This window comes from Chryseobacterium cupriresistens, assembly GCF_046614675.1.
Taxonomy (GTDB): Bacteria; Bacteroidota; Bacteroidia; order Flavobacteriales; family Weeksellaceae; genus Chryseobacterium; species Chryseobacterium cupriresistens.
Map to the genome: position 1 here is coordinate 313,026 of NZ_JBKKJT010000004.1, position 24,813 is coordinate 337,838.

A 24,813-nucleotide genomic window follows, 5' to 3' on the forward strand; every position below is an offset into this window, starting at 1 on the left:
TTATTTTAATAGTCGTTATTTGTTTTTATAATTTGATTTATAATTGCTTTTGCTAACAATGGAGGAACAGCATTTCCAATTTGTTGTTGTTTATTCATTAGACTTCCTTTAAAAATAAAATTGTCAGGAAAACTTTGTAATCTAGCTGCTTCTCTTACTGAAAGACCTCTGTCTTGAAAAGGATGAATAAGCATGTTTTTTCTATAATTAGCTATTACAACGGAAGGCTTATCTGCTTTTAGTCTTCTATAAATACCACTATGGCAATTATTTAAATCTTTATAGTTAGTCATTAAGTTTTTAGGAATAGCTTGCCAATTTTCTCCCTGCTTTATATATTTGTATCGTTCAATGACATAATCTTTATTAGTCGAAACAATATTCTGCAATGATTTTGTAGAATTTTGTCTCATAAGCTTAGCATATTTACTTGGCTTATCCCTATAAGGTAGCTCTTCAAAATTACTCCCATTTTTTAGCTCTGGTAAATCTGCAATTGCTTCAGCTACAGAAATTTTATTCTTATTTGGTTTTGGAAAATCAAAATCAACCCCAATTCTATTACCTACCATGAAGAATCTATTTCTATTTTGTGGTACTCCATAATCGGATGCAGTTAAAACTTTTTCTTTAGTGACATATCCCAACTCTGACATTGCATCACGGAGAATCTTTAATACCTCTCCTTTTTTGAACAAAGTAATCCCTTCAACATTCTCAAATACAAACCACTTTGGATTTAGTTCTTTTACAGCTCTAATAAATTGATGGAATAATGAATTATTAGTATTTTGATCATTTCGTGTCTTAGTATTGGAAACTGAAAAACCTTGACAAGGAGGTCCCCCCATCAAAATAAAATAATCATTTTTATAATTTTCAAAACTAATATCTTTAATATCTCCACATAGTGCTTCAGCTTTAGGATGGTTGAATTTAAAAGTTTCAATAGCATCTTTATTGTGATCAATTGCTAAAGAAATTTCAATACCTGCCATTTGTGCTCCTAAGCTCATTCCACCTGCGCCACTAAATATATCAATTCCATTGTATTTTTTATTGGCCATTAGTAATAATATCTTTTATCTACAAAAAAACACAAAAGTACAAATTTAATATTTTCTTTAATGTAAATAAAATAAAATGCTGATATTAAGAATTTTAAACACAATCGTTTATCAAGTGACTTGAGTCTTTCTATCAAAATAAATTTTCTCAAGTTTTATCAGACAATTGATTTTTATTAATTCCTTAGGTATGCATAAATAATCACTTAAGTATTCTATTAGAGCTTCTTCATTTCCCCCATATAGATTATAACGAGATATAGCTTCAGTAATGTCAATATTATTCAATGAAATTTTAGAAATCATTTGTCTTGTTTCTGTACTCCATTCTGTTTTTGTTATTTTATTTGATGCAACAATATCAATATCATAAATTACATCCTTAGTGTCTGGTAAATAAATCTTATTATCTTGTTGTTCAATCAAAAGGTTTTTAATGAAATCAAAGGAGTTTTTTAGTTCTTCTTTTTTTCTAACTTTAAAAATTTCTTGTAACAATCTGTTTTTTTTATCTTTTCTATAATTTCCATTAGAATCAAAATAAACTTCAAAGAGAATACCGTTCAAAAGGTGATTATCTCCATTTTTTTCTTGATAAGCTACCACATTGGTTTTTAAATCTTTAATGAAATTTATACATTCCCACGCTCCACCATTAGCTGCTTGTAAAATATTTCTTCCTAGTACAAATTTTTGATTTTTATCAAGGGTTTCAGGTGAAATTTTTAAAACTTCTTCTAATCCATTATTTTGTGTAGTAAAATTATAACTCTTAAACTTATCTATAATTTTACCAAAATCAGAATCTTCTGAAAATTTTTGATCCATTACTACAGATTCATTATATGGAATTTCTAATGAAAACACAAGCTGTCCTGTATTAAAATAATAATCACTTATTAAAGAGGTATGTTCCCATGTCGTTTGGCTACCATTAGTTAATGAGTAAACAGATTTCCTTACCTTTTTAAATAGTTCTTCAACTGATAGCCTTTCTCTACCTAAATAATCTAAAAGAACACCAGTATAATAACTATGTCCTTTATATCCACCATCACTAGCTCCGTCATTAGGAGATGTAGAAAATGCAATCAATGTTCCACGAGGTGATTGAATCGATGAAGACCCTAAGCCTCCTCCTCTTTGAAAGGTTCTTCGGCACGCATCAATAATCATTAAATTAACCTTATTCGGGTAATTTGAATAAATAGACAAAATTTCTGAAACCTTTATTGAATCCATTCCTGCAGAAAATTTATTAGCTGGAGGAATTTGACAAGTGATTGATGTTAAATAATTCTCTCCATCTAGTTCAAATCCATGCCCTGCAAAATAAAATATTGTTGAATCATAGTTTTTAATATTGGTTTCAAGATAATGTAGTATGTCTGGAATATTACTAGCTGTAATATCTGTAAAAAAATTTACATTAAACCCTAACCGTTTAAATGTTTCCGAAATAGCCGTAGCATCATTTACAGCATTATTTAAAACAGCGCCCTCATGATAGTTATTATTACCAATAACAATTGCTAAAGTTTTCATAGTTTTTAATTATTGCATAAAAGTATTATTTTCACTAAAATTAATATAAATTTTATAACCATTTTAGATACAGAGAATAATAAATAAATTACTTTCTTTCAATTATAGGAATATCTCGATCTTATCCTGTTCTCTATTGGTGTTCAGTTCAATATCCGTAAAAATTTTGTAAAATGGATATTTTTATAATATTGTTTGTCATAAGCCATTAGATATTTGGATAACTTTCTAATGATGCAATAAAAATAACACAAATTTAATATCTGACTTTACGGGTTTCCGTAATGATCTAAATGAATTGACGGTTGGTTATTGAAATAAATTTTTTTTTATTTATACCTAGCTAAAGTCTCCAGTCTTTGAGGCAGTAATAAAGCTCCAAGTTCAGAAACCACGAACAGGAAATTCAATAAACAAAAAAACAGCCTCAAAAAAGGCTGTTTTATATTTCGAATTCAAAATTCTTAAAATATGGTAAAGAAGGTTGTATCTATTTCCCAATACAAAACTTAGAAAAAATATTCCCCAGCACCTCATCATTGGTCACCTCTCCGGAAATTTCTCCAAGATGTTCCAGTGCATTTCTAAGCTCGTACGCCAGTAATTCTGTAGAGATCTGGAAAGAGATCGCTTCTTTTACTTTATGAACCGCATCCATGGATTTTCTTAAGGCTTCAAAGTGTCGTTGATTGGTGATCACAACATTATTTTCTTCAGTTTTTAAATGCTCTACATACGAAGAAAGTTCATTTTTCAGGTCCTGGATGTTTTGATTTTCAACTGCTGAGATTTTAATAAAATCAAAATCGTGGGAAATGGCGTTTCTGAAAATATCTTCTACCGTTTCGTATTTTGTGGGAATTACTTCGTCAATTTTTGTTGCGCAGATAATCAGCTTCAGATCTTCTCTTAACAAAGATTGAATCATTTCAATATCTTCAGAAAAATCCTCGGTAGCAGCATCTGCCAGATACACCAGAATATTGGCGTTTTCTACTTTTTCTTTGGCTTTCTTTACCCCGATTGCTTCAATTTCATCTACCGTTTCACGAAGTCCGGCAGTGTCAATTAACCGGAAAGCATGACCTTTAATATGAAGAACTTCCTCAATGGTATCTCTCGTTGTTCCGGCAATATTACTCACAATCGCCCTTTCTTCCTTCAAAAGAGAGTTCAGCAGCGTAGATTTTCCGGCATTCGGTTTTCCGATGATGGCAACAGCAGTTCCGTTTTTAATGGCATTTCCGTATTGGAAACTTTCAATCAAAGAATTTAGTTTGACTTCAATTTTATCCAATAATCCACTTAAAGCACTTCTGTCAGCAAATTCCACATCTTCTTCCGCAAAATCAAGTTCCAGCTCAATTAAGGAAACGAAATTTAAAAGATCCGTTCTTAATACAGATATTTCATTGGTGATTCCTCCTTTCAATTGATTGATCGCAACTTTTCTCGAAGCTTCATTTTCAGAAGCAATCACATCAGCAATCGCTTCCGCCTGGGAAAGGTCAATTCTACCATTGATAAAAGCGCGAAGAGTAAATTCTCCTGCTTTGGCCATTCTCGCTCCGTTTTTGATCAGGGTTTCCAGAATACGTTTTCCGATATGCGGAGAGCCGTGAAAAGCAATCTCCACAGAATTCTCAGTGGTGAAACTTTTCGGAGCCAGGAAAATAGAAAGCATCACTTCATCAATCGCTTCCTCTTCATCCATAAAATAACCGTAATGGATGGTGTGGGATTTCTGTTTTTCCAGATTTTTGGCCGGAAAACTTTTCTGAACCACAGATAAAGCTTCATTTCCTGAAACACGGATGATGCCTAAAGCACCTATTCCATTGGCCGTAGCCAGCGCGCATATCGTATCGTTATTCATGCTGCAAATTTACGGTTTTTAATGTGAATTTTCATTCAGATCTGCTATTCAGATTATCTATTGCTGTATTCAGTTAAAAACTGCGTAGGTTTTAAAAACAAGCTATGTTTTGAGAGGCTTGCTGTATAAAGAAGTACCTGTTATATCAACAAGTGCAGAATTATTTCTATTAAACACAGGGTGAAAATACGATTTGAAATGTAAAAATTTAAAAAATAATTCTGCTGAATATAAACATAATTTGGAAGGTGTAGTTGGTTGTGGTGTAACATTTATAAGAGTTTTTTAACAACGCCGGTAATAATGTGGGGTGGTAAAATATCATGTAAGTATTAAAAAATTAAACAATTGTTTGGTATGTTAATTGTTGTTAGTGGGGTCGATGATGTTGAAAGTTTAAAAATTTATTATTAAAGCAGTAATAATTTGTTAAAGTATTATAAATGTATATGAATAAACTATTTTTTTTAAATTTTAATAAAAAATTGATTTTTTTATTAATGCTCATTTTCAGTGCTGTAGCCTATGCTCAGTGTATTCCTTATACAGGGCAGGCCATGACAAGCGGAAACACGTATTGCCTCAATGGAAACCTAAGTGTAAGTACCAATATCAGCATTCCGAACGGGACTGCCCTTATTATACAATCCGGACAGCTGCAATCCAATAGTATTCAGGTTGATGGGATTCTGGAAATTACTGACGGAACAAGTGTTAAATGTACAGGAACTGTGAAAGTAGGAACTTTCGGGTCTCAGAAAAATTCAAAAATTAAACTGGGAACCAAATCTTTCTTATCTCTTGTAGGATCAGTGATTCAGGAAGACCCGACATTTGGCGGTTTCTATCCCGGAACAACTTCCGTTATTGAAATGGGAACAAGCAGTGTGGTAGAAATTTGCGGAACATTTACCCAGCAGTCTACGACATACCCTTCTGTTGAATATGTAGGTGTTCCTACCGGAAGAGCGTACTGTATTGCAAAAGCAGACGTAAGTGGTGGTGGAGCTTCCATTATCAGTGATGACAGCCAGATCGTAACCATTGCCATGGGATCTGTTATAGGATTGGGAATGGGGAATTCAAGCTTCTGCGGACCCAATGCAACCAAAGCCATGTGTCCTGCTCTCTGGCCCGAAGGACTATCAGAAGACAAAACAAGCTGTGGAAATGCTCCCGTGATTATTGATGAGATCGACGGATTTTGTACAAAGCCCGGAATTTCTGGGACACCGGACGGATATACAAAATTCGGAATTACCATACAGCAGAAAAGCGATTCATGGCCTGAAAATATACCTAACGGATTCCTGGCTATGGAATCAAAAAATAAAGGTTTCGTGATTACCAGGGTTCAGCATGTAAGCCAGACGCCACAGCCCGGAGATGCCATCGCAGAACCGAAAGAAGGAATGCTTCTCTATGATATTCAGGATAAATGTGTAAAGCTTTATAACGGTACGGAATGGAAATGTGTAGAAAGAAGCTGTAATGATTAAACTGATAAAGAATATGAAAAATATAAAAAATATAAGTATAGCAGCTGCTTTGGTTATTTCCAATACATTTTTTGCTCAGGTTGCGATTGGTAAACAATCCGTGGATGGAAACAGTACGGTCTTAGATTTTGATAACGTGGCAGGAAATACAAAGGGTATAATTCTTCCCGCAACATCTGGTTTTCCTGCAGGATCTTTGGAGAACGGAACATTCATCTTTGATGTCACGGATAACAAAGTAAAAATGTATGAAAATGATGTTTGGAAATCCCTGTCAGATGCAGGTAATTCAAGTGTGGTTATCAATAATAATTCTGCAGAAACGGGAAAAGGAGTCATTATGGGTGAGGCTGCAAGTTCTGCCGATGGCGTATTGGTTCTGGAATCTCAGAATAAAGCGATGATTCTTCCTCAGATAGCAGCACCGCATCTTAATGTGAAAAATCCTTATCCGGGTATGATGTGCTATGATACAGTCAGTAAAACACTGGCGGTATTTGACGGATCAGTCTGGAATTACTGGAAATAGATGATGAAAAATTAATCTAATATTGATTGACTATAAAAAGCAGCTGCATGTTTTCACGCAGCTGCTTTTTATTTTGTCTTAAACAATCTGCGCACTTTCCTTAATGCTGTTCATGACAAAAATGCTCTTCGTCTGGCCGATTCCTTCAATTTCTGATAATTTGTTTACGAAAAACTCGTGAAACTCATCCATATTGGGAGCAAGGATCTTCAGCATAAAATCAAAATCCCCGCTGATATTGTAAAATTCTACCACTTCCTTCAATCTGCCCACTTCCTCAATGAATTTTCCCGCAGTTTTTTTGTTGTGAACATTTAAAGCAATCATACAGATCACCATCATTCCTTTATTAACCTTTTTACGGTCAACCACAGCAGTATACTCTTTAATGATTCCCTGTTTTTCCATACGTTTGATACGCTCATGTGTAGGTGTAGGACTTAAGTTGATCCTGGCCGAAATATCACGGACACTCATCTTCGCGTCTTTCTGAAGCAAACGGAGGATGGATAAGTCTTTGTCATCAGGAATATAATTTTCAGTTGCCATTTTGTTCTGTTTTTATAGGTTTTTTATGGTGTATCAGGTATTTTGTTCTTTTAAATATTTTAAATATTCAATATTGTTCCAAATTTAAGGTTAAATTTTCAAATACGTTCTGTTAATTTTAATTTTGCAGGAAATTTGAAACATGGATACAAGGAAGAATGTAATATTAATTTTAGCATCGGTAGGAACATTTGTAGAGGCATTGGATATTGCGATTATTAATTTGACCATTCCTTCCATTCAGCAGCAGTTTCAGATTGGAGCAGAGACGGTTCAGTGGCTGCAGACGCTTTATGTACTGTTCTTTGGAGGATTTCTGATCATTGGAGGAAAGCTTTCAGATCAGATCGGAAGAAAGAAAATGTTTTTATGGGGAGCCCTGATCTTTATGCTGACTTCTTTAGGAGCCGGACTATCTCAGAACTTTGAAGTGCTGGCCGTATTCCGTGCTTTGCAGGGACTGGGAGCAGCATTGGTAATGCCTTCTGCATTGTCTATAGTGACCAATACCTTCAGAGGAGAACAGGAGAGAAACCGCGCCATCGGAATTTTCAGTTCATTTGCTGCCATTGGTTCAGGGAGCGGACTTTCAGTAGGAGGAATCATCAGTACTTACCTGAGCTGGCATTGGGTTTTCCTGATCAATGTTCCTATTCTTTTAATCACATTGTTGCTGTCGTACTATTATCTGCCAACCGATGAAAAAAGCGAAACCGCTCAGAAAACCGATATGGTTTCAGGAATATTGATGGTGTTTGGATTGCTAAGCCTGACTTACGGAACGCACGAATTGGTTCACATCAAAGAACAGCCTTTCCTGGTAACAGGTTCTTTAATACTCGCTTTAGTACTTCTTGTTATGGTGTACTACCGTTTAAAATCCGTTGCAGAGCCTTTGGTAGATTTAAAACTGTTTAAACACAGATCTTTAGTAGTTTCCAATGCGGTATTTTTTACCCTGGGAGCATTTTTTATCGGATTTTTATTCCTGATTTCACTGATGCTTCAGAAAGATATGGGCTACAGTGCTGCTTCTGCAGGATTAATGCTTGTTCCGTTCAGTATTCTGTCAGCTTTAACGGCTAAATTCATTCTTCCACACATATCAAAACGTCTGAGTTCTTCTCAAATGGGTGTTTTGGGATGGATGTTTATGCTGGCCGGTGGTTTGCTGCTCTTAATTTCTGTATATGCAGGACATCCTCTGACTATGGTTTTGCTTGGAGCGGCATGTATTTCAGGAATAGGAATGACGTTCTGTTTTACCGCACTTTCAGTAATGGGAATTCAGGATGTTGAGCCGGCACATTATGGATTGGCATCAAGTTTGAGCTCTACAAGTTACTTTTTGGGAGCAGGAATCGGATTGTCGTTTATGACCTTAATGAGCCAGATTTTTCCGTCAGAACTTTCTGTGGGAAGTCTGAATCTGATTATTTTGATCAGTTACGCTTTACTGGCTCTAGGAATGTTATTTTATTTTATATTGAAAAGCATAAAAGTGAAGCAGGCAGAAGTAGCCGTTTCATAACGAGCAGCCTTAAAAATACACAAACTATATGACGAAAGAATCGGTGCTTAGAGGCCGGTTCTTTTTTTTGATTTTTGCTATTCTGCTTTCCTTTATTACCTTTGCTGTTTACTATATATCATGAAAATACAGGTTATCAGCGATCTTCACCGGGAATTTGGGAGTACAGAATTATATTTTGATCATGCTGATATAATTGTGCTGGCAGGAGATGTCAATCTGGGAACCAAAGGAATTGAATGGATAAAAGAAACTATATCCGATAAACCTGTCATCTATGTTTTGGGCAATCATGAATATTATAAAGGCTCATATCCGAAAACACTTCACAAGATTAAAGAAGCAGCCCTGGGTTCCAATGTTTATGTGCTGGAAAATTCATTTATAGACATTGACGGCATCCGTTTTCATGGAACCACTTTATGGACGGATTTTTCCATCTTTGGAAATCCTGTTGAGTACGGAATGCTCTGTCAGCCTAAAATGAATGACTATAAAATGATCAGAAGAGATCCTTCCTATTCGAAAATGAGAACATTGGATACCTTTAAAATTCATCAGCTTTCAAAACAATGGCTAAAAGAAAGTCTTGAAGACTCAAAAGGACTTGAAAATATTGTCGTTACCCATCATGCACCCAGCATACAATCTGTACCAGAACATTACAAAAATGATCCTTTAACAGCGGCTTATGCTTCTGATCTGGAAGATTTCATCAGAGAATATCAGCCTCTGTGCTGGATTCACGGGCATATTCATACTCCCGTAAGATATAAGATCGGAGAAACGGAAATTATCTGTAATCCTCATGGTTATATTGATGAAAAATATAATGGATATGATAAGGAGCTGATGATTGTTGTTTAAAAATAGAAGTAAAATTTCCACAGGATTCTTTTTAATGTCTTAAAATGATAAAGTAAAATTGAATCTGCTTCGTCTGTAAGGATGAAGCAGGTTTTAATCCATTATCATTATGAAGACAACTATACAGGAGGGGATTATTCTCATTCCGGATTTCAGCGGATTTACCGAATTTGTGTTCAATACAAAATTGTATACAGGCGAGTATATTGTACGGCAATTACTGTCGACACTCATTGATGTGAACGATCAGTATTTTGAAATTTCCGAGATTGAGGGAGATGCCATTTTATTTTACCGTTATGATGAAAATCCGTCTTACCAGAGTATTTCAACAATGCTGTGGAAGATGCGGACTGCTTTCAACAGGAAAATAGAAGAGTTAAGTAAAAGTTTAAGTACCAAAATTGATCTGGCTCTCAAGTTTATTGTTCATTACGGATCTTTTTCACAGTATAATATCGGAAACTTCAGAAAATTATATGGAAAAACAATCGTGGAAGCCCATCAGCTTTTAAAAAACGGAGTGGCAGAACAGCCTTCTTATGCACTTTTCAGTAATTCTTTTCTGGAAAGCAGCAGGAATAAAGAATCCGGTTTTAATAAAGATCCGCTTCGTCTGCCTGAGGTAGGTGTTATTCATTACTTTGAAAGTGTAAACTAGCATATATTTTTAATAGTAATCCTTGTCAATTTGCTATTGCTAACGGCCCGGGTGAGATCCGGGCTTTTTGCTTGTCAAATTGTTGGAATTTTAAATAAATTTTCAATTTCGTATAAATACTGTTTTTTAAGAATATTTATAATGGAAGTGAGTTTTATTGGTTTGATTTATTGAAAAATTTACATCGTTTTTAAATTTATGTTTATGTTTTAATTGTTATATGCTTGAAAATTAAATAATTATTTTACTTTTTTTACTTTTTAATGTAACATATTAATGAAGATAGTGGTCTTATAGAAAAAACTAAATTTCACATGAAAATACTATTATTTCCCATAGCAATATTAACAGGCGTATCAGCAATGGGCCAACAGGTTCCAGCTCCGGCTGCCAACGATACTGTAAAAGGAAATGCAAAAGAAATAGAAGCGGTTACGCTGGTTGCCAGAAAACCAACCGTAGAATCTAAAGTAGACAGAACTGTATTTAATGTAGCGAATAGTGCAATTCTAGCGGGAAATACAACATGGGATGTGCTGAGAATGACTCCTCTGGTAAGTATTGATAACAATGATGAGGTAAAAGCTGAGGGACAATTGGTTACCGTATATATCAATGACAGGAAATCTGTTTTTACAGGTAAGGAGCTCAAGGAATATCTTAAAACAATTCCTGCCGATAACCTGATGAAAATTGAAGTGATCACCAGCCCGTCTTCCCGTTATGAAACTTCCGGTTCCGTAATCAATATTGTCCTTAAAAAAAGGGATGATGAAGGACTGAAAGGAAGCATATCTCTCAACAACAGACAGAGTACCAAAAACTCACAATACACGAATTTCAACCTGAACTACCATAAGAAAAAGTTTACACAAACCCTTATAGGAGGTTATAATAACGGAACTTATGTACAGACGAATCAGACATGGGATAACCGCTATGCGGAAAATAAACTTACACAGTTTAATCTGAAAAATGTAATGAGAAATGAAAGCCCTTCTGTTTCTTCCACTTCGGAGTTTGAAATTAATGATAAAAATAACTTCGGGCTTGTACTGGAATATTCACAAAACAGGAATTTTCATACTGCAGAATCTGATGGGACCACTACAAAAGACGGAGATCCTGGTGAGTCTTTTCTCCAGACTCAAAACAACGGGGGATTCAGCCGTAATCTGGGGACTAATGCTTTCTATAAATATTATGATAAAGAGAAAAACAGGATTTTAGATATTAATTTAGGAACCAATTATTCCAGTGATAATAATGATAATCTGATCGACAAGCAAATTACTAAGCAAGGGGTGATAACCCATCAGCAGCTGGGCGTTATCAGTAGCAATCAGATGCGTAATTATTACCTGAAAGTTGATTATACACAACCTTTTGGTAAATCGGGTGGCACCATGGAAGTAGGAGGGAAGACCGAAATAAACAACCATGTTATTCCTAACAGCCTGTATGGATTCAGCATTGATAATGCCATCCCGGAATTCGCTAATCTTTCCCGCAATGACAGATTCCATTATGAAGATCATCTGAGCTCCTTATATGCCAATTACAGCAAGACATTTTTTGAAAAACTGGAAACCAGAGTCGGAATCCGTTACGAATATATTGATTATAAAGTAAGACAGGATGTAGCAGGTACGGAAAGAAGGGATTCTTACGGCTCTTTTCTTCCCAACTTATTGCTGAAATATAGTTTTTCAGAGAAATTTGACCTGAGTCTTACCTACAACCGAAGCATATGGAGACCCTGGTATTCTGAATTTAATCCTTTCCTCGTTCCTGAAATTAACGGAACGTATTCCAGAGGAAACCTTTATCTGAATCCTAACCCGAATGACAGGCTTTATCTGAAGTTCGGAATTCTGAAAAAGTACTTTATCTCTGCAAGATATATGCACACGAATCAGGATTACTGGACGACTTACGTAACGGAAAATGGCAGAACAGTTTCATTGCCGGGGAACTTTGATGGAAAGGTTGAAAAATACTACCTATTTGCCAATACCAATCAGAATTTCCTGAAAAATAAACTGAATGTGAATGCCGGATTTGGATGGTACTACATTAATAATAAGGATTTTAACGAGAAGAATAAATTGGGAGCTAAGGATTATATCAGCTATTGGGGAGCCTCAGCGAATATATCTTATACTAATCTGTTTAATAAAAACATTAATGTAAGTGCATGGATGGAACTTGCCAATCAGAATAACGGTAACTCATATGCCAACAATACCAATGTTTTCCATAATATTTCAGTGACTAAAATATTCCCGAAAACCCAGATGGAGCTGAGCATGCAGCTGATGAACATCTTTAAAAGGCCTTATGGCGATAACACAACATACAGCGCGGACGGAACTTTCAGAGAGTACTCAAAATGGGACTGGTATGGAGTTTCTCTTACTTTTGTAAAGCGTTTTGGAAACCAGAAGGTAAAGGAGAATACAAAAACCGACGTAGAGAAAAACGGCGGCGGCGGAAAATAATTCAGGATTTGTTAGATACGTTAAAAGCAGGTTTTCAATTGGGAATCTGCTTTTTATTTTTGGCTGGAAGCTGGAAGCTGGAAGCTGGAAGTAGTGAGGTACGTCCTTGATTGTCTATAAAAATCTGTGAAATCTCTGTAATCTTTGGGAGAAAAATTAAAAAAACAGATCCCAATCCGGAATCTGTTTGCATTCTATCAAATAATTATAAATAGAGTTTATACTCAGTTTTTCTATTTAAGAGTAAATTTCACTTTGGTTTTAATGGCATCTGAAGAATTTCCAATAAGAGCTTCAAAGTCTCCGGGCTCAGCTACCCAATCGTGTTTTTGAGCATCAAAATAACTTAAAGCCGTTTTATCAATGGTGAAAGTCACTTCTTTCTGTTCTCCCGGATTCAGGTATATTTTTTCAAAACCTTTCAATTCTTTTGCAGGGCGTGGAACAGAAGATTTTAAATCACTGATATAAAGCTGCACCACTTCAGCACCTGCCTTTTTACCTGTATTTTTAACGGTTACTGTAAATGTGATTTTACCATCCTGTGAAATAGTAGTCTGGTCTGCTTTTGCTTTTCCGAATTCAAAAGTAGTGTAGCTCAAACCATGCCCGAAGCTGAACAGTGGTTTTATATTTTTGGTATCATGCCAGCGATACCCTACAAAAATGCTTTCGTTGTACGTAATATTGATAGGATTTTTCTGGTCTTTTCCTTTTCCTGCAGCTAACTCATCTTTCTGCCCCGGATATTCTCCAAGCTGGTGTGCTGCATTGTCTTCAAGTTTTACCGGAAATGTAAACGGAAGTTTTCCTGATGGGTTGGCATCTCCTGCTAAAATGGCTGCAATAGAATTTCCGGCCTCGGATCCAAGATACCAGGCTTGTACAACCGTTGGAACTTCTTTGATCCACGGCATGGCCACTGCATTTCCGGAAACTAAAACCACAGCAAGGTTTTTGTTCGCTTTGGCCAGAGCAGAGATGATTTGATCCTGATTGTAAGGCAGTCCATAGCTTTTTCTGTCGTTTCCTTCACTGTCCTGGAAGTCCGCTTTGTTCAGTCCGCCTACGAAAATGACGTAATCTGATTTTTTTGCCAATTCTATGGCTTCATTCAATAATTCAGCCTCAGATCGGGTGTCTTTTAAATCCTGTCCGGATTTTACTCCGTTATATTCTCCTCCGATATCTCCTACATAGCCTCTTGCGTACTGTACATCAGCCTGTTTTCCGAATCTGGATTTGATTCCGTCTAAAGGAAGCGTTTCATATTTCACTTTTAAAGATGAAGAACCACCGCCAACAGTCATTATTTTGATGGCATTCTCTCCGATAACCGCTATTTTTTTGGCCTTGTTAAGATCAATCGGAAGAATATTCCCCTGATTTTTTAACAGAACAATTCCTTCTTCTCCGATTTCTTTGGCAACCGCTTTATGTTCTTCAGAAGCAATATTTCCGAAAGGCTTGTTACGGTTCATTGTTGTTTTATAAGCAAGACGAAGTAATCTGGTTACTTTGTCATCCAATTCTTTAGTACCTACTTTTCCTGCTTTAATCAAATCAAGGTAAGGCTTTGCCAGATAATAATTGTCATAGGCATTTTTAGTTCCTGCAGAAAGTCCGTTGGTCCATGAACCGAATTCAAGATCAAGACCATTGTGGATAGCTTGTTCTGTATTGTTTACAGCACCCCAGTCGGATACCACTACGCCTTTATAATTCCATTCTTTCTTTAAAATATCATTTAAAAGATATTGATTCTGGCTGGCATACTGGCCTTTATACATGTCGTAAGCTCCCATGATCGTCCACGAATCACCTTCTGTTACCGCTGCTTTAAAGGCAGGAAGGTAAATTTCATACAATGCTCTGTCATCCACATTCACACTGCTTGTATGACGGAACATTTCCTGATTGTTCAGAGCAAAATGTTTTACAGAAGTTGCCACTCCGTTAGATTGCACACCTTTAATATAAGGAACCACCATCTTGGATGTCAGATAAGGATCTTCACCCATGTATTCAAAATTTCTGCCGTTCAGTGGAGTTCTGTAAATATTAACTCCAGGTCCCAGAAGAATATCTTTTTTTCTGTAGCGGGCTTCTTCACCCAATGCTTTCCCATAGTTCCATGACATTTTTTTGTTCCAGGTTGCGGATAAAGCAGTCAGGGCAGGGTAGGCGATAATAGAATCGTTGGTCCATCCGGCCTGATCCCATTCGTCCCACATTACTTCAGGACGAACCCCGTGCGGGCCATCTGTAGTCCAGAATTCAGGAATTCCCAATCTCGGAACACCCGGTGAACTGAATTTCGACTGTGCATGAAGCATAGCCACTTTTTCTTCCAGGGTCATTCTTGATAGTGCATCCTGAATACGCTGTTCAACAGGTTTGGATTCATCCAGATAAACAGGAATGGTAGTATTAGTCTGAGCCATATAAGAAGCAGAAATAAAGGTGAATAAACTTATAATGACGGTTTTCTTTAACATAATGCCTTACTATTTGATTAAAAACAAAAATAGAGAAAATTTTTATTATCTCAAATTGAGAAAATAAAAAATTGATAAATAAAAAAACTGCCTGATTATTTGCAGACAGCTTATTATTAAATATTGTATTTGTAAATGCGGAAAACTGAAGAGAAGTTGATGTTGAGACATCAAAGTGAAAAGGCTGAAAGCAAAATTGCAAAATGGTAAAAGACGAATGAAGCTACTCTCATATACTTTCATTCAACACCTCGAATCTTACAACGCTCCTAGCACAGTGTTTAGATTCCTATGGAATGATAAGGCGGACGTATAGGTATAGCATGTAGTTTGTTCATTCCGAAGGAATCTACACTCAAACCCTCTTACTCTCCAACCCGAAAACTCGTATCCCGAATCCACTCTCACAACTCTAATACTCTCAAACTCTCCAACTCATCAATCCCATCCTTTCACAGCACCTCCTTTGAAGATTTCCTTAGCTTTCTTTTCCACTTCCGGAGACTGATAGGCTTTTACAAAGTTTTTTACTTTCTGGCTGTTTTTATTATCCTGTCTGGCGACTACCACATTCACATAAGGAGAATCTTTATCTTCCACAAGAATACCTTGCTTTTCCTGATCCAACCCTGCCTGAGCTGCGAAATTATTATTAATTACCCCTACAACAACATCTCTGTCATCCAAAACTCTTGGAATCTGAGCACCTTCGATCTCCATGATCTTCAGTTGTTTCGGATTTTCCGTAATATCTGTTACTTTGGGAAGAAGTCCCACACCATCTTTCAATTTCAGCAAACCGCTTTTTTGCAGAAGCAGTAAAGAACGTCCTCCATTGGTAGGATCATTGGGAATAACAATCGTGTTGCCTTCCTGTAACTGACTGATATTCTTAATTTTTTTGGAGTAGGCAACAATAGGATACACAAATGTATTTCCTACAGGTACAAGGTTATACCCTCTCTGCTTTGACTGTTCTGTTAAATAAGGAATATGCTGAAAGGCATTGGCATCAATATCTCCGTTAGTCAAAGCTTCATTGGGAACTACATAATCGTTGAAAGGGATCAGTTCCACTTCAAGATTGTACTTATCTTTAGCCACTTTTTTAGCTACTTCAGCAATTTCCTGCTCCGGGCCATAAGTGATCCCGACACGGATAAAGTTCGGATCATCCTTTCTCCCCGAACAGGCACTGAACAGCAATATTCCGGCAGCCACTAAACCAAAAATCTTTATTTTTTTCATTCTATTTTTTTATTTAAATACTATTGAAGCAAAAGAGTAAAAAATGATCTCATTCATCCCCATATCCCGAAACTTGCACCCCGGATCTCAAACACTCCTAATCTCAAACACTCTCACCCAAAAACTACCTGTGATCAAATCTTTTTGACAATCCGTCGCCCATAAACTGGATGATGAAAACCAAAAGAACAAGCAGAATCAAAACGGTATTCATAATTACAATATCATATCCGATATATCCGTACTGGTAACCCACCTGTCCAAGTCCGCCAGCTCCTACAGCACCACCCATTGCAGAGTAACCTACTAAGGTGATCAAAGTGATGGTTGCATTATTGATTAATGAAGGAAGTGCTTCAGGAAGCAAAACTTTTCTGATAATCTGTAATGGAGAAGCTCCCAAAGCTCTTGCCGTCTCTATAAGGCCGTGTGGAACCTCAATAAGGCTGTTCTCTACAAGTCTTGCAATAAAAGGGGCAGCTCCCACACTTAGAGGAACCAAAGCGGCATTTACTCCAATAGAAGTTCCTGCAAGAATTCTTGTGAAAGGAATCATCCATACAATCAGAATAATGAAGGGAATGGCACGGAAAATATTAACCAGAATAGATAATCCTCTATGGTAGGCGGTATTTTCCAGCAGTTGTCCTTTTCTGGTTAAAAATAACATGATTCCTACCGGAAGTCCAAGTACAAATCCAAAGAATCCGGATAAAAATGTCATGTAAACCGTTTCCCAGGTTCCTTTTGCCAAAAGGGCAATTACCGTATCACTAAGCATATCCTTTTACTGTATTTTGAATTTTATTTTGGTTGAAATAATAGATCGCCTGCTGGTTTTCTTCAGTCTCACCCTGAAGCTGTAAAAGTAGTTTACCGAAATTGGAATTTCCAAAATATTCTACATCTGCCTTTAACAATTTATAAGGGATTTTATATTGGCTGTATAGTGTTGAAAGAATCTGTTCAACACTGATGTTTTCGTTAAGTTCTATTTCGACCAGCGGAAATAAACCTTCTTTTGGTTCTTTCTGCAGTCTGCTGCTGAGTTCCTGTGGCAGAGTCATGATGTCTGAATTGATGAACTGGCGGATGATCGGGTGTTCTTTATCCGAAATAATCTCGCTTAAAGTTCCTTTTGTTAATAATTTTCCTTTGTCGATCACAGCAACGTGGTTGCAGACCGATTTGATGACTTCCATTTCGTGGGTAATTAAAAGGATGGTAATTCCCAGTCTCTGATTGATATCTCTTAAAAGCTGCAGAATAGACTGTGTTGTTGCCGGATCCAGTGCGCTGGTTGCTTCATCACAAAGCAGAAGGTGAGGATCATTGGCCAGAGCCCTTGCTATCGCGACTCTCTGTTTCTGTCCTCCGGAAAGGCTTTTTGGATAATCATTGGCTTTATCTTCAAGGCCTACGATCTTCAGGAGTTCGTTTACTTTTCTGTTGATTTCGTCCTTGCTGGTATGATCCAGTTCCAGAGGAAGCGCTACATTATCAAAAACAGTTCTTGAAGAAAGAAGATTGAAATGCTGGAAGATCATTCCGATTTTTTTACGCTCCTCAGCCAGTTGTTGGGAACTGAGCTTTGTAAAATCCTTTCCATTGATAATAATTTGTCCTTCATCCGGTCTTTCCAATAGATTTACGGTACGGATCAGCGTACTTTTTCCTGCACCTGAAAAACCGATAATTCCTACGATATCTCCTTTATCTATAGTAAGACTTACCTTATCCAGTGCTTTGAAAGACTGTTTTTTCTGATGAAATGTTTTTGATATGTTTCTGATTTCTATCATTCTGATTTTATATACTTTTTAAATAGGCTGATATCTTCTGCCCGTTCTGTTTAAAAATCTCCTTACTCTTCTGATTTTGACCTTGGCCCGTTTTGAAAGTCTGAAATACTTGGTGACATTGGTTAGAAGTACTCCCAGCAATATGATGAATAAACCATACAGCTGACCTCCATTGATGCTTTGGTGGGCAACAATCCAGCCTGCAATCACGGTTACAATAGGATTGATGTAGGTATGGGTGCTTACCAAAGCAGCGGGTTTTACGGACAGAAGCCAAATGTACGACAAATAAGCGACTATCGATCCAAAGAAGATCAAAAATAGAACCCCAAACCATGCCGATAATGGAACCGCAGAAACTGAAAAATCAGTCCATTCTCTTCTGAAAAAGGCGATAATAAAAGAGGCTAATCCCGCTACGATAAGCTGTTGGGCAATATTCATAAACGTAGATTGGGAAGCCGGATTTTTCTTTGAATATAATGAACCCAGTACCCAGGCAATGGAGCTTAGTCCTAATACCACAAACGCAGTAATACGCAGGTTTCCATCTGCCAATGCATGGGCATTAGAATTTACACTGCCCTTTAAAAACATAATCAGCCCTACGAAACCGATAATCAATCCTATCGGAATAAATTTATCCGAAAAATAATATTTCCAGTTTTTCTTATCGATAGCAATGAACCAAAATGGTCCTGTTGCAATAGAAATGGCCGCCTCAGAAGCCGTTACATACTGTTCTCCCCAGGCAACAAGCCCGGTTCCTCCGGTAAGAATAAGAATACCGGTTATGGCATTTTTCTTCCAGTTGATCAGAGAATTTGCTTTTTCCCCTTTAGACAGAAGATAACCTATCATCAGAATTCCGGCAACCAGAAATCTTAACCCCGAAAGAATGAATGGCGGAAATCCTTTTAAGCCAAATGAAATAGCTAAAAACGTAATTCCCCATATCACATAGATGTTTGTAAACGCCAATGGAATTAACCATTTGTTTTTAGAATTGCTCATTTTTATGTTTTTAATGTTGTTGTGTTCAATGAAAAAAGGCTCTACCACGTGGTAAAGCCTTTGAAAATATATCTAAATAAAAGTAAGGTCAACCACAGTATTCTTGATGTATAGGCATACACATATCCTTCATCATATTTTTGATGTTATGTTTCTTAATTGAATTATATTTTAATTCTGCCTTCATTTTGTCTTATTTCCTGAATACGTTTGCAAATATATAATATAATTTTTATTAGTCCATTAAAAAAGTAGGCTTTTTAAATATTAAATTATTGTTAATGGATTAACTGTATTTAATTCAGTGTTTTATGTGTTTTTATTTTTTTGATTATTTTAAAGTGTTTATCGATTTTTTATGCTTTTTAATTCAAATACTATAGAGATTGACCGGTAATTGGGGTTGTGGAAAACATAAAATAAATTGAATTTTTTGAGAATTGTGTAAAGGTTGGTTGTGGGATGTTTAAAAAATGATTTAAATGTGTTTCCGAAAAGAGGGTTTTGCATTTATTAAACTAGTTAAATGCACAGGATTTCTGTTCACTGTAATTTAGCATCAAAATTAAAAGACATGGACAATAGAATTTTAGGTCTGCATCATATTACTGCTATTGCAGACAACGCCAAAAGAAATTTAGATTTTTATACCAAAGTTTTAGGCGTAAGACTGGTAAAGAAAACTGTAAATTTTGATGATCCGGGAACGTATCATTTTTATTTCGGAAATGAAAACGGAACTCCGGGAACCATTCTTACATTCTTTCCGTGGGAAGGAATAGGAAAAGGAACCAATGGAAGCGGAATGGCTACTCATATCGGATATTCTGTACCGAAAGGAAGTCTTGACTTTTGGAAAAACCATTTACAAAACCTTAATGTAACCACGGAAGAAGGCGAAATATTCGGAGAAAAGATGATTTCTTTTAAAGATCCGGACGGACTTCAGTTACAGTTAATAGAACCATTAGTTGAAGACAACAGAAAAGTATGGACAACAGATGATATCAAAGATGAAAATGCATTAAAAGGTTTTCACAATGTCACTCTAACCTTAAAAAAAGCAGATCCTACCATTAAAGTTCTGACCGATATTTTAGGATATGATTTGCAGAAACAGGAGGGAGAAAGATACAGATTAGCAACTGATGCTATTGATACCGCTAATATTGTTGATATTATTGAAAATGACACCATTCCGGCAGGTAGAAATGCAGCTGGAACCAATCACCATATTGCATTCAGAGTAAAAGATGATAATGTTTTGATGGAATATCGTGAGAAAGCCTTATCTGCAGGACTAAGCATCACACCAAAAATCAACAGAGATTATTTCTACTCACTGTACTTCCGTGAGCCGGGTGGAGTTTTATTTGAAATTGCAACCGATAATCCTGGATTCACTGTAGATGAGCCTTTGGAAGAGTTGGGAACCAACCTTAAACTTCCTGTTCAATACGAAGGAATGCGTGAGAAAATAGAAGGAGTATTGCCGAACTTATCATAGGTCATCGGTCAGAACTTATAAAGATGCTAATTTTGAATTAACAATTAAAAACAAGAAAAATGGAAAGAACAGAAATAGTTTTAGAAGGAAGAAAAGGAGAGATTCAGCTTTTCTCAGACGATCATAAAGCAGGTAAAATGGACATATCAGTTATAGGAAAAAAACTGACCGTTTACCATACCGAAGTAAATCCGGAATACGAAGGAAAAGGCTTTGCCAAAATCTTACTGGAAAGACTGGTTTCCTACGCAAGAGAAAATGATTTGAAAATTCTACCGCTATGTCCTTATGTTCACGCTCAGTTCAAACGTCATCCGGAAAAATATAATGATGTATGGTTGAAGGAAGAACTGTAGGGAGTTTGAGAGTCGGGATGCGGGTTTTTGAGATTCGAGTTTGAGAGTCTGAGGGGAAGAGGGTTTGAGAATCTTGAGCTAAAAACAGAAGATGAATAAAGTTATTCTCGAACTTATCAACTCGAATCCTGAACCCCGAAATCTCGCCTCCATCATAATAACCAATTAACAATTTTATCACAATGAAACTTATCACAGGATTGCATCACGTTACGGCAATTACCGGCAATGCACAGGAAAATATAGATTTTTATACCGGAGTTTTGGGGCTTCGATTGGTCAAAAAAACAGTCAATTTTGATTATTCAGATGTTTATCATTTTTATTTCGGTGACGAATACGGAACACCGGGAACGATTATGACTACTTTTCCTTATGGTAAAGATCTGATCAATGGCAGACATGGCAAAGGAATGCTCAATACAACAGCTTTTTCAGTTTCTATCGATGCCCTGTATTATTGGATAAACCGTCTGGAACAGTTTAATATTCTCTTTAAACAGCCGCAGCAAAGATTTTCTGATGAAGTTTTTATTTACCTGGAAGATTTTGACGGACTGGGGTTGGAATTGGTTTTTAATGATAAAGACGAAAGAAAAGGTTATTATAATGGTTATATTCCAAAAGATTATGCCATCAAAGGAATTCATCATGTGGAAATCTGGCAGGATGCCTATGAAAGAACAGCAGCACTTCTGACGACCCAGATGGATCATAAAGTAATCAAAGAAAGCCCTGACCGATTGAGATTGGGAACCGACAACATGCCGGGAAAATATGTAGATCTGCTTTCTACCCCAAATGCCTTAAAAGGTTTAGCAGGAAGAGGTACCGTTCATCATGTGGCTTTTGCTACTCCCGATGCAGCATCCCAGCTTGAAATGGTAAAGAGACTCAACGCATACGGATTGGAGCATACCGAAGTGAAAGACAGAAAATATTTTACTTCCGTATATTTTAAAGAACCGGGAGGCGTTTTGTTTGAAATAGCAACTTCAGGCCCAGGGTTCGACGTGGATGAAGAAGCTGCATTTTTAGGTGAAGATCTGCAATTGCCGCTACAGTTTGAAAAAAGAAGAGAACGTTTGAAAGAAGTTCTTCCCAAAATCGATTATCCAACAGAAAAATTCAGATAGAAATAATGAGTCATACTTTAAATATAAAAACAGCAGGAATACCCTTAAATCAGGCGGAAAAAGCTTTGATCATGATTCACGGACGCGGAGGAAGTGCTCAGGATATTCTGAGTTTATCCCGGCATTTGAATGTAAAAGACTATGCACTTCTAGCCCCACAGGCTTTGAATCACAGCTGGTATCCTTTTTCATTTATAGCTCCGGTGGAACAAAACGAACCGTGGTTATCATCAGCTCTTGAAATGGTTGAAGAGACTGTAAAAGCAGCCGTCAATGCAGGAATAAAACCTGAAAATATATACTTTTTCGGATTTTCCCAGGGAGCCTGTCTTACCCTTGAATTTTTAGCCCGCAATGCTCAGAAGTTCGGTGGAGCGGCAGCTATTATTGGTGGCGTGATTGGAGATAAAATCAACTGTGAAAATTATAAAGGTGATTTTGCAGGGACTCCGGTTTTCCTGGGAACCAGCAATCCTGATTTTCATGTTCCGGTAGAAAGAGTATATGCTACAGCCAATATTTTTAGAGAAATGAATGCGGAGGTAACAGAGAAAGTATATGCCAATTTTGGACATTCTATTAACGAAGAAGAAATTGAAATAGCGAATTCAGTTATATTTAAATAGTTTAACCACAAAAGTCACAAAAGATTTGATAAGTAAATATCGAGCGCTTAAAAAGAACACTTAAGTTTTATAAAAATCTTTGATTTTTCTCTCATGTGATCTTTATATTGTATATTATTAAACTTTACAAACATTTTAAAACAAAAACTTTGTGACTTTTGTGGTTATTACATTTTTAAGTAACCTAGTGAAGTGGAGATTCCTACGGAATGGCAAAGTATGAGGATTAACTATCCATACAGATTGTCACTCCGTAGGAGTCTCAATAAATAAATTAACATTCAATAGCGGTGGGCTTTAGCCCGCCTTTAAAAAAATAAATTTACCACTGGCTTTAGCCCAAACATAAATGATCAGAATCTGAAATCTAACTTCAAAAACATGCACGAACAATTACTTTTAATATTAGGACTTTTATTACTTGTTATGCTGCTGGTCATGCTGGCACAACGGATCAAAATTGCCTATCCTATCTTTCTGGTACTTGCCGGATTGGGGATCAGCCTTATTCCCGGAGTCCCTGTTTTAAAGCTGGATCCGGAGATTATATTTCTGATTTTCTTACCACCTCTTTTATACGAAGCAGCCTGGTACACTTCATGGAATGATTTCTGGAAATGGAAACGTCCCATCAGCTTGTTGGCATTTGGTTTGGTATTTCTTACATCTTTGGTTGTTGCTTACACTTCACAAATGCTGATTCCGGGATTTACGCTGGCTTTAGGCTTTTTATTGGGAGGAATTGTTTCGCCACCGGATGCAGTAGCAGCCACAACAGTTTTAAAAGGATTAAAAGTACCGAAACGTACCCTCGCTATACTGGAAGGAGAAAGTCTGATTAATGATGCCTCTTCACTGATCGTTTTCAGGTTTGCTCTGGCCGCTGTAATGACGGGTGCTTTCTCAATGCATGAAGCTACAGGACAGTTTTTTCTGGTAGCAGGAATGGGAATTGTCGTAGGAATTGCCGGAGCACATATTTTTTATGCCATTCACCGTTTTTTACCTACAACACCTGCTATTGATGCGGCACTTACCGTAATGACGCCATATATTTTATTTCTTTCTGCAGAACATTTTCATTTTTCGGGAGTGATGGCGGTAGTGAGCGGAGGATTGTTTATGTCATTCCGTGTTCATGAGATTTTTAAAACAGGAACTACGAGAATCAATATGACAGGAGTCTGGAACACCCTGATTTTTGTGATGAATGCTTTGGTTTTTGTATTAATAGGTCTTGAACTTCCTGATATAATCAATGGATTGGGTGAAATTTCAGTAATGGAAGGCATCAAATATGGTTTGATTATAAGTTTGATCGTCATTGTGGTACGTCTTTTATGGATCTATCCCGTAGCTCATCTTCCAAGATGGTTCAGTGAAAAAGCCCGTCGTGATCCGAGTCCGGGATGGAAAAACCCCCTGATTATAGGATGGGCAGGAATGAGAGGAGTGGTCTCACTGGCAACAGCACTGTCCATTCCGGTTATGATGAATTCGCAGGCTGAATTTCCTATGAGAAATCTGATCATTTTTATCACATTTGTCGTCATTTTTGTGACATTAGTGTTTCAGGGACTTACCCTGCCCTTGATCATTAAATTAACCAAAATAGGGGAGATCGATCATATCCTTCCTTCCCATGAACAGCAGGCCGGGATTCAGATGAGACTGGATAAACTTGCCGTTCAGAGGCTTGATAACGAATACAATGAGGTGTTGAACAGCAATAGTCTCCTTGAAAATCTTAAAAATACGCTGGAAAGTGATATCAAACTTCACCAGAATCATCTCAATTCTATTGAAATGTGTACCAACAGGCAAAACGATATGGCCGAATATCATAAAGTAATGATGGATATATTTGCCTTACAGAGAAAAGAACTGTTTAAAATGAAACGCGAAAAACTTTTCAGTGATGACGAGATTCGAAAAGCAGAATCACAACTGGATCTGAATGAATTAAAAATTACAGGAAATAAACATTTGTAGCGGGTTTCG

At 36.7% G+C, this 24,813-nt stretch carries 20 protein-coding genes; 11 read left to right on the forward strand and 9 right to left on the reverse strand.

Annotation, left to right across the window (positions count from 1 at the left end; translation table 11 throughout):
* Nucleotides 1-5 precede the first annotated feature (5 nt).
* From ACLI50_RS13685 to mnmE, 3 genes are all read right to left on the reverse strand, one after another.
* A complete protein-coding gene (locus ACLI50_RS13685; RefSeq protein WP_411414015.1) occupies nt 6-1,067 on the reverse strand; it encodes a DNA cytosine methyltransferase in 1,062 nt (353 codons plus the stop codon).
* A 111-nt stretch (nt 1,068-1,178) separates the two neighbouring features.
* Complete coding sequence (locus ACLI50_RS13690) at nt 1,179-2,612, reverse strand: caspase family protein (RefSeq protein WP_411414016.1); 1,434 nt, start codon at nt 2,610-2,612, stop codon at nt 1,179-1,181.
* Between the two features lie 490 nt (nt 2,613-3,102).
* Nucleotides 3,103-4,488, reverse strand: coding sequence for a tRNA uridine-5-carboxymethylaminomethyl(34) synthesis GTPase MnmE (mnmE, locus tag ACLI50_RS13695; RefSeq protein ID WP_110010585.1), 1,386 nt, complete (start codon nt 4,486-4,488; stop codon nt 3,103-3,105).
* Nucleotides 4,489-4,988: 500 nt separating this feature from the next.
* On the opposite strand from mnmE, the gene ACLI50_RS13700 reads away from it, so the two are divergent.
* Nucleotides 4,989-5,987 (forward strand): phage tail-like protein, encoded by a 999-nt coding sequence (locus tag ACLI50_RS13700; RefSeq protein WP_411414017.1) that lies wholly within the window; start codon nt 4,989-4,991, stop codon nt 5,985-5,987.
* A 13-nt stretch (nt 5,988-6,000) separates the two neighbouring features.
* Entirely contained in the window at nt 6,001-6,516 is a 516-nt protein-coding gene (locus tag ACLI50_RS13705; protein WP_411414018.1) for a phage tail-like protein, read from the forward strand.
* Nucleotides 6,517-6,594: 78 nt separating this feature from the next.
* Here the strand turns inward: ACLI50_RS13705 and ACLI50_RS13710 are convergent, their stop codons facing one another.
* The gene (locus ACLI50_RS13710; protein ID WP_411414019.1) at nt 6,595-7,065 is read right to left on the reverse strand and encodes an Lrp/AsnC family transcriptional regulator; all 471 of its coding nucleotides are present in this window, start codon (nt 7,063-7,065) and stop codon (nt 6,595-6,597) included.
* 142 nt (nt 7,066-7,207) lie between these two features.
* On the opposite strand from ACLI50_RS13710, the gene ACLI50_RS13715 reads away from it, so the two are divergent.
* The 4 genes from ACLI50_RS13715 (at nt 7,208) to ACLI50_RS13730 (ending at nt 12,625) form a co-directional block, all read left to right on the forward strand.
* Nucleotides 7,208-8,596, forward strand: coding sequence for an MFS transporter (locus tag ACLI50_RS13715; protein WP_411414020.1), 1,389 nt, complete (start codon nt 7,208-7,210; stop codon nt 8,594-8,596).
* Between the two features lie 120 nt (nt 8,597-8,716).
* Nucleotides 8,717-9,463, forward strand: a complete 747-nt coding sequence (locus ACLI50_RS13720; RefSeq protein WP_411414021.1) for a metallophosphoesterase — start codon at nt 8,717-8,719, stop codon at nt 9,461-9,463.
* Nucleotides 9,464-9,572: 109 nt separating this feature from the next.
* Nucleotides 9,573-10,124 (forward strand): DUF2652 domain-containing protein, encoded by a 552-nt coding sequence (locus tag ACLI50_RS13725; RefSeq protein WP_110010596.1) that lies wholly within the window; start codon nt 9,573-9,575, stop codon nt 10,122-10,124.
* Between the two features lie 314 nt (nt 10,125-10,438).
* Nucleotides 10,439-12,625 (forward strand): outer membrane beta-barrel protein, encoded by a 2,187-nt coding sequence (locus ACLI50_RS13730; protein WP_411414022.1) that lies wholly within the window; start codon nt 10,439-10,441, stop codon nt 12,623-12,625.
* Nucleotides 12,626-12,858: 233 nt separating this feature from the next.
* Here ACLI50_RS13730 and ACLI50_RS13735 read toward each other — a convergent pair whose 3' ends face one another.
* The 5 genes from ACLI50_RS13735 to ACLI50_RS13755 all read right to left on the reverse strand — a co-directional run bounded on the left by ACLI50_RS13735 (nt 12,859) and on the right by ACLI50_RS13755 (nt 19,187).
* Complete coding sequence (locus ACLI50_RS13735) at nt 12,859-15,069, reverse strand: glycoside hydrolase family 3 C-terminal domain-containing protein (protein ID WP_411414090.1); 2,211 nt, start codon at nt 15,067-15,069, stop codon at nt 12,859-12,861.
* Between the two features lie 492 nt (nt 15,070-15,561).
* Complete coding sequence (metQ, locus tag ACLI50_RS13740; protein ID WP_411414023.1) at nt 15,562-16,371, reverse strand: methionine ABC transporter substrate-binding lipoprotein MetQ; 810 nt, start codon at nt 16,369-16,371, stop codon at nt 15,562-15,564.
* Between the two features lie 124 nt (nt 16,372-16,495).
* Nucleotides 16,496-17,152, reverse strand: coding sequence for a methionine ABC transporter permease MetI (metI, locus tag ACLI50_RS13745; protein WP_411414024.1), 657 nt, complete (start codon nt 17,150-17,152; stop codon nt 16,496-16,498).
* A complete protein-coding gene (locus ACLI50_RS13750) occupies nt 17,145-18,173 on the reverse strand; it encodes a methionine ABC transporter ATP-binding protein (protein ID WP_120231801.1) in 1,029 nt (342 codons plus the stop codon). Before ACLI50_RS13750 ends, metI begins: the two co-directional genes overlap by 8 nt.
* 18 nt (nt 18,174-18,191) lie before the next feature.
* Nucleotides 18,192-19,187 (reverse strand): EamA family transporter, encoded by a 996-nt coding sequence (locus tag ACLI50_RS13755; RefSeq protein ID WP_346562826.1) that lies wholly within the window; start codon nt 19,185-19,187, stop codon nt 18,192-18,194.
* A gap of 574 nt (nt 19,188-19,761) precedes the next feature.
* Between ACLI50_RS13755 and ACLI50_RS13760 the strand changes: the two genes are divergently transcribed.
* The 5 genes from ACLI50_RS13760 to ACLI50_RS13780 all read left to right on the forward strand — a co-directional run bounded on the left by ACLI50_RS13760 (nt 19,762) and on the right by ACLI50_RS13780 (nt 24,804).
* Complete coding sequence (locus ACLI50_RS13760; protein ID WP_120232232.1) at nt 19,762-20,694, forward strand: ring-cleaving dioxygenase; 933 nt, start codon at nt 19,762-19,764, stop codon at nt 20,692-20,694.
* A gap of 59 nt (nt 20,695-20,753) precedes the next feature.
* Complete coding sequence (locus ACLI50_RS13765; RefSeq protein ID WP_411414025.1) at nt 20,754-21,050, forward strand: GNAT family N-acetyltransferase; 297 nt, start codon at nt 20,754-20,756, stop codon at nt 21,048-21,050.
* Nucleotides 21,051-21,232: 182 nt separating this feature from the next.
* On the forward strand, nt 21,233-22,186 hold the full coding sequence (locus tag ACLI50_RS13770) for a VOC family protein (RefSeq protein ID WP_411414026.1): 954 nt from the start codon (nt 21,233-21,235) through the stop codon (nt 22,184-22,186).
* 5 nt (nt 22,187-22,191) lie between these two features.
* Nucleotides 22,192-22,812 (forward strand): alpha/beta hydrolase, encoded by a 621-nt coding sequence (locus ACLI50_RS13775; protein ID WP_411414027.1) that lies wholly within the window; start codon nt 22,192-22,194, stop codon nt 22,810-22,812.
* A 381-nt stretch (nt 22,813-23,193) separates the two neighbouring features.
* Nucleotides 23,194-24,804 carry a Na+/H+ antiporter gene (locus ACLI50_RS13780; RefSeq protein ID WP_411414028.1) on the forward strand — a complete coding sequence of 537 codons (1,611 nt, stop codon included), beginning with the start codon at nt 23,194-23,196 and terminating at the stop codon, nt 24,802-24,804.
* Nucleotides 24,805-24,813: the final 9 nt, after the last annotated feature.